This window comes from Trebonia sp. (assembly GCF_049794275.1).
GTDB lineage: Bacteria > Actinomycetota > Actinomycetes > Streptosporangiales > Streptosporangiaceae > Trebonia.
In genome coordinates, this window is record NZ_JBARCR010000563.1 from 1 (window position 1) to 4,484 (window position 4,484).

Consider the following 4,484-nt stretch of genomic DNA (forward strand, 5'->3'; position numbering starts at 1 on the left):
GGCCGACCCGGAGGCGCCCGGCCTGGTGCGGGCGGCACGGGAGCAGGCCGGCGAGCTCGACCAGCTGATCACCGACCTGCTCGACCTCGCCCGCTACCACGAGTCTGCACCGCATCGCGAGACCGTGCGGCTGGACCTGCTCACCGGCCAGGCGGTGCACCGCCTGCGCCAGCGAGGCCCGCACGCGGTCATCGAGGCCGAGCTGAGCCCGTGCCTGGTGCACGTCGACCCCGCCGCGGTCGATCACGCCGTCGGCAACCTGATCGACAACGCCGTCAAGTGGAGTCCGCAAGGCGTCGCGGTCCGCGTAGTCGTCGAGGACGGCCGGGTGGTGGTCAGCGATCGCGGGCCGGGCATCGCGGACGAGGATCTCCCGCATATCTTCGAGCGCTTCTACCGGGCGCCGGACGCGCGGGGAATGCCGGGCGCGGGGCTGGGGCTGGCCATCGTCGGCAGCGTCGCCCAGGCGAACGAAGGCACCGTCGAGGTGCGGACCGGGCCGGCCGGGTCGGCGTTCACCCTCACGTTCCCGCCGCTGGAAACCGCCCGGGACTGATCAGTACCGCGATTCACCCGCGCTGCTGTCCCTGCGATCTGACTTCTGCCAGCCGCGCGTTCAGGAACCGCCGCTCGGGGCCGGTGCCAGCGAGGGCTGCCGCCTCCTCGTAGGCGCTGGCGGCTTCTTCGTTCCTGCCAAGGCGGCGCAGGAAGTCGGCCCTGGTCGCGGGCAGCAGGTAGTAGCCGGCGAGGGCGTCGTCGGCCTCCAGGCGCCGCAGTATCGCCAGTCCCGCGGCGGGGCCGTCGGCCATGGCCACCGCGACCGCGCGGTTCAGTTCGATCACCGGCGAGCCGGTCATGTCGGCCAGGTACTGGTAGAGCCGGGCGATCCTCGGCCAGTCGGTGGCCTGCGCCGTCGGGGCGGCGGCGTGGCAGCCGGCGATGGCCGCCTGGAGCTGGTACTGGCCGGGCCGCCGGGCGGCGAGAGCCTCTTCGAGATGCCCGCGGGCGAGGCCTATCTGGACCTGATCCCAGCGGCCGCGGTCCTGCTCCTCGAGGGTGACCAGGTCCCCGCGATCATTCACTCGCGCCGTCTGCCGTGAGCGCTGGTACAGCATGAGGGCGAGCAATCCCTTGGCCTCAGGTTCCCCCGGCAGGAGCTCAGCCAGGACCTGAGCCAGGGCAACGGCCTGATCGCAGAGGTCTCGCCGGATGAGGTTTTCTCCGGCACTGGCCGAATACCCCTCGTTGAAAACCAGGTAGAGCACCGCGAGGACGCCTGGCACCCGTTCCGGCAGGGCGTCGGCCGGCGGCACCCGGTAGGGGATACGCGCGTTAGCGATCTTGTGCTTGGCCCGCGTGAGCCGCTTGGCCATCGTGGCCTCCGGCACCAGGAAGGCACGAGCGATCTCGGCGGTGCTCAGCCCGGTCAGGGTGCGGAGCGTCAGCGCGACCCGCGCTTCCATCGCCAGCGCGGGATGGCAGCAGGTGAAGATCAGCCGGAGCCGTTCATCCGGGACGGCGCCGTCGTCGGCGTCCGGCTCCCGGCCGTCCGTTCCCGTCTCTCTGGTTGCCATCACGGCCAGCTCCTCGACCTTGGCCCGGTAGGTGCTGCTGCGCCGCAGGCGGTCGATGGCCGCGTTGCGGGCCACCGTCATCAGCCACGCCCCCGGCCGGTTCGGCACGCCGTCGCGCGGCCAGCGGCGCAGCGCCTGGGCAAAGGCGTCCTGGGCGCATTCCTCGGCCAGGTCCCAGTCACCCGTCTGGTGGATCAGCGCCGCGGTGATGCGGCCCCATTCCTGCCGGAAGACATCGGCCACGACCGTCCCCACGACGCTGGTCGCGGTGGCCGCGGCCGGTGCCTCGTCCGCGCCGGCTGCCGGTTCCGCGGGCTGGCCGCCGGGTCCGGCTAGTCCTCCTCGAACGGCCAGAACGGCCTCACCTCCAGGACGCCGAGACGGGCCATCGGGTGCCTGCGCGCGACCTCGATGGCTTCGTCGAGGTCCGCGCATTCGAGCACGTCGAATCCGGCGATTTGCTCCTTCGTCTCGGCGAACGGGCCGTCGGTCACGATGGCGCGGGAGTCCCTCACCCGGACCGTGCGGGCGCTGCCCGGCGGCTCCAGTTCGCTGCCATACAGGCGTATGCCCCGGCCGTCCGTGTCGGCTACCCAGGGATCGACCGGTTCGATGCGGTCAAACTCCCTGGCGTCGACCGCGGGGTCGGTGCAGACGAGCATCAGGTACTGGATCTTGCCCTCACCAGGCTCGGGCAGCGGCGCTGCCGGAGCGCGCTCCGGCAGCGCGCGCACCTCGATCGCACCCACCCAGGAGCTGGGGTGCCTGCTGGCCCACCGCACCGCCTCGTCCACGCTGGCGCACTCGAGCAGGTCGTAGCCGGCCACCTGCTCCTTGGTCTCCACGAACGGCCCGTCGGTGATGATGAGCTCGCCGTCCCGGATCTTGACCGTGGTGGCATCCGTCGTCGGCCGCAGGCGGCTCCCCTGGAGGTTGACCCCGGAGCGGATCGTCTCCTCGATCCACGAGGAGAACGAGGCCTGGGCCTCGTCATCCCACTTCGAGGCCAGCTCCGGGTCAGCAGCGTGGATCAGGATGTAACGCATGGCCCCTCCTCTACCGGGCACTTGACAGGAACCGTACCGGAGCCGTAACCGTGTCCGGCGCCCCGCGGGCGGGCCGCACGCGGTGCCTCAGCCGGAAGCCGCGCCCGAGGCAGGCCCGCAGGTCCCGCAGTGCGGCGGCAGTCTGACCCGCGCGTACGTCCGCGGCCCGCTGCTCGGCGGCGGTAAGGCCGCGCTCGTACTCGTACAGCTGATACGACAGTGGGTAAACCATCGCTTCTCCATCCGGTGAACGTTCTCGAGCCGCCCTTTCGGCTCGTCCACTCGGACGACGAACGGAATCCCCGAGATGGACACCGGGATGCGAGAATCGCGGCATGGGGATCAAAGGTAAGTCAGGGCGGTCGGGTGGTTCCGCTGGCTCGATCCTGAGCATCGGGTCCAGCGGGTCGATCCTGTCGATCGGCTCCTCCGGCTCGATCCTGAGCATCGGCTCCGCGGGGTCGGTCCTGTCGATCGGCTCGGTCGCCTCGTTCGCCTGCATCTGCTCGGTCGGCTCGTTCGCGAGCGCCGGCTCGATCCTGTCCGCGGTGTCCCGCCTGTCCATCCTGGCGTGGCGGTCCGCGGGCCGGGAGACGCCGTGACGACTCCGCGGCCGGCCCCGCCTCTTGCCCCCGACGAGCTGGTCGCCGCCGGGACCGAGCGGGAAGTGCTTGAAGCGTTCCTCGACTTTCACCGCGAGGTGCTTGTCCGCAAGGTCTCTGGTGTCTCTGAGCAGGAGGCCCGGCACCGCCGCGTGCCGTCGAAGACGACGCTGGCCGGCCTGGTCAAGCACATGACCGGGGTGGAGCGTGGCTGGTTCCAGCGGGTGCTGGCCGGACGGCCCAAGGCCGAGATCGGTCCCAACGTCGGCGGCGGCGACGACAGCTGGGAGCTGGCCGACGACGAGACGGTCGCGTCGCTGGCGGCGGAATACCGGCGCGCCTGCGAAGAGTCGCGGCAGACCGCCGCGCGGTTCGCTCTCGACGACACCGTGCCGCAGCGGCGGCTGGGTCAGGTGTCGCTGCGCTGGATCTACGTGCACATGATCGAGGAGACCGCCCGGCACGTCGGCCACGCGGACATCCTGCGCGAGCAGACCGACGGCGCCGCCGGCGTCGACGGCTAGCATGAGCAGCCCCGGTGTCAGCCGGCGCCGCTTCCTGCAGTACACCGGGCTAGGCGCGGCCGCGGCTATCGGCGCCACCGGTTGCACGGCAGCCGCTGGGGGAGGCGGCAGTTCGGCGGCGGCCAAGCCGACCCTGCCCAGCGGGTGGACCGGGACCATCGCCGACGTGCAGCACGTCGTGATCCTCATGCAGGAGAACCGGTCCTTCGACCACTACTTCGGCACACTGCGCGGCGTTCGCGGCTTCGGCGACAAGCAGGCTCTCAGGTACCAGAACGGGACCGGCATCTTCCAGCAGCCCGACAAGACGCGCACCGACCTGGGTTACCTGCTCCCTTACAACCTCACCGACCAGACCGACGGCGACCTCGACCACGGGTGGCCCGGCGACCACGAGGCATGGAACGGCGGGCAGTGGAACAACTGGGTTCCGGCCAAGACCGAAGAGACGATGGGCTACTTCACCAGGAACGAGATCCCGTTCCAGTACGCGGTGGCCGACGCCTTCACCATCTGCGATGGCTATCACCAGGCGATCATGGCGCCCACCAGCCCCAACCGGATGTACTTCTGGACGGGGACGTCGTCGGGCCTTATCAGCAATCCGGGCGACTACGAGGTGCACTTCGGGCCGGACGCCGGGACGCCGGTGGTGACGACCTATCCCGAGCTGCTGCAGGCCGCCGGGGTCAGCTGGCAGGTGTACACCAACGACCAGGTAGGCGACAGCGGCAGCTA

The 4,484-nt window shown here is 70.8% G+C and carries 7 protein-coding genes; 4 read left to right on the top strand and 3 right to left on the bottom strand.

Annotation, left to right across the window (positions count from 1 at the left end; translation table 11 throughout):
• Positions 1 to 556, top strand: a 556-nt coding sequence (locus WA805_RS15390) for a sensor histidine kinase (protein WP_425242657.1), incomplete at its 5' end; no start/stop codon positions are given.
• Between the two features lie 13 nt (positions 557 to 569).
• On the opposite strand, the gene WA805_RS15395 is transcribed toward WA805_RS15390, so the two are convergent.
• The 3 genes from WA805_RS15395 to WA805_RS15405 form a co-directional block, all read right to left on the bottom strand.
• A complete protein-coding gene (locus WA805_RS15395; RefSeq protein ID WP_425242658.1) occupies positions 570 to 1,817 on the bottom strand; it encodes an RNA polymerase sigma factor in 1,248 nt (415 codons plus the stop codon).
• An 89-nt stretch (positions 1,818 to 1,906) separates the two neighbouring features.
• Positions 1,907 to 2,620 carry a YciI family protein gene (locus tag WA805_RS15400; protein ID WP_425242659.1) on the bottom strand — a complete coding sequence of 238 codons (714 nt, stop codon included), beginning with the start codon at positions 2,618 to 2,620 and terminating at the stop codon, positions 1,907 to 1,909.
• Positions 2,621 to 2,630: 10 nt separating this feature from the next.
• A complete protein-coding gene (locus tag WA805_RS15405; protein WP_422286568.1) occupies positions 2,631 to 2,852 on the bottom strand; it encodes a hypothetical protein in 222 nt (73 codons plus the stop codon).
• 103 nt (positions 2,853 to 2,955) lie between these two features.
• Between WA805_RS15405 and WA805_RS15410 the strand changes: the two genes are divergently transcribed.
• The 3 genes from WA805_RS15410 to WA805_RS15420 all read left to right on the top strand — a co-directional run.
• Positions 2,956 to 3,222: a hypothetical protein gene (locus WA805_RS15410; RefSeq protein ID WP_422279620.1), complete on the top strand. Its 267-nt coding sequence runs from the start codon at positions 2,956 to 2,958 to the stop codon at positions 3,220 to 3,222.
• The gene (locus WA805_RS15415) at positions 3,219 to 3,746 is read left to right on the top strand and encodes a DinB family protein (RefSeq protein WP_425242660.1); all 528 of its coding nucleotides are present in this window, start codon (positions 3,219 to 3,221) and stop codon (positions 3,744 to 3,746) included. The genes WA805_RS15410 and WA805_RS15415 overlap by 4 nt, the downstream gene beginning before the upstream one ends.
• 1 nt (position 3,747) lies before the next feature.
• The coding region (locus tag WA805_RS15420; RefSeq protein ID WP_425242661.1) for an alkaline phosphatase family protein at positions 3,748 to 4,484 on the top strand (737 nt) is incomplete at its 3' end.

Bases quoted from the DNA above. Each gene is read 5' to 3' on its own strand.
- WA805_RS15400 (WP_425242659.1), bottom strand. From the start codon at position 2,620: ATGCGTTACATCCTGATCCACGCTGCTGACCCGGAGCTGGCCTCGAAG.
- WA805_RS15405 (WP_422286568.1), bottom strand. From the start codon at position 2,852: ATGGTTTACCCACTGTCGTATCAGCTGTACGAGTACGAGCGCGGCCTT.
- WA805_RS15410 (WP_422279620.1), top strand. From the start codon at position 2,956: ATGGGGATCAAAGGTAAGTCAGGGCGGTCGGGTGGTTCCGCTGGCTCG.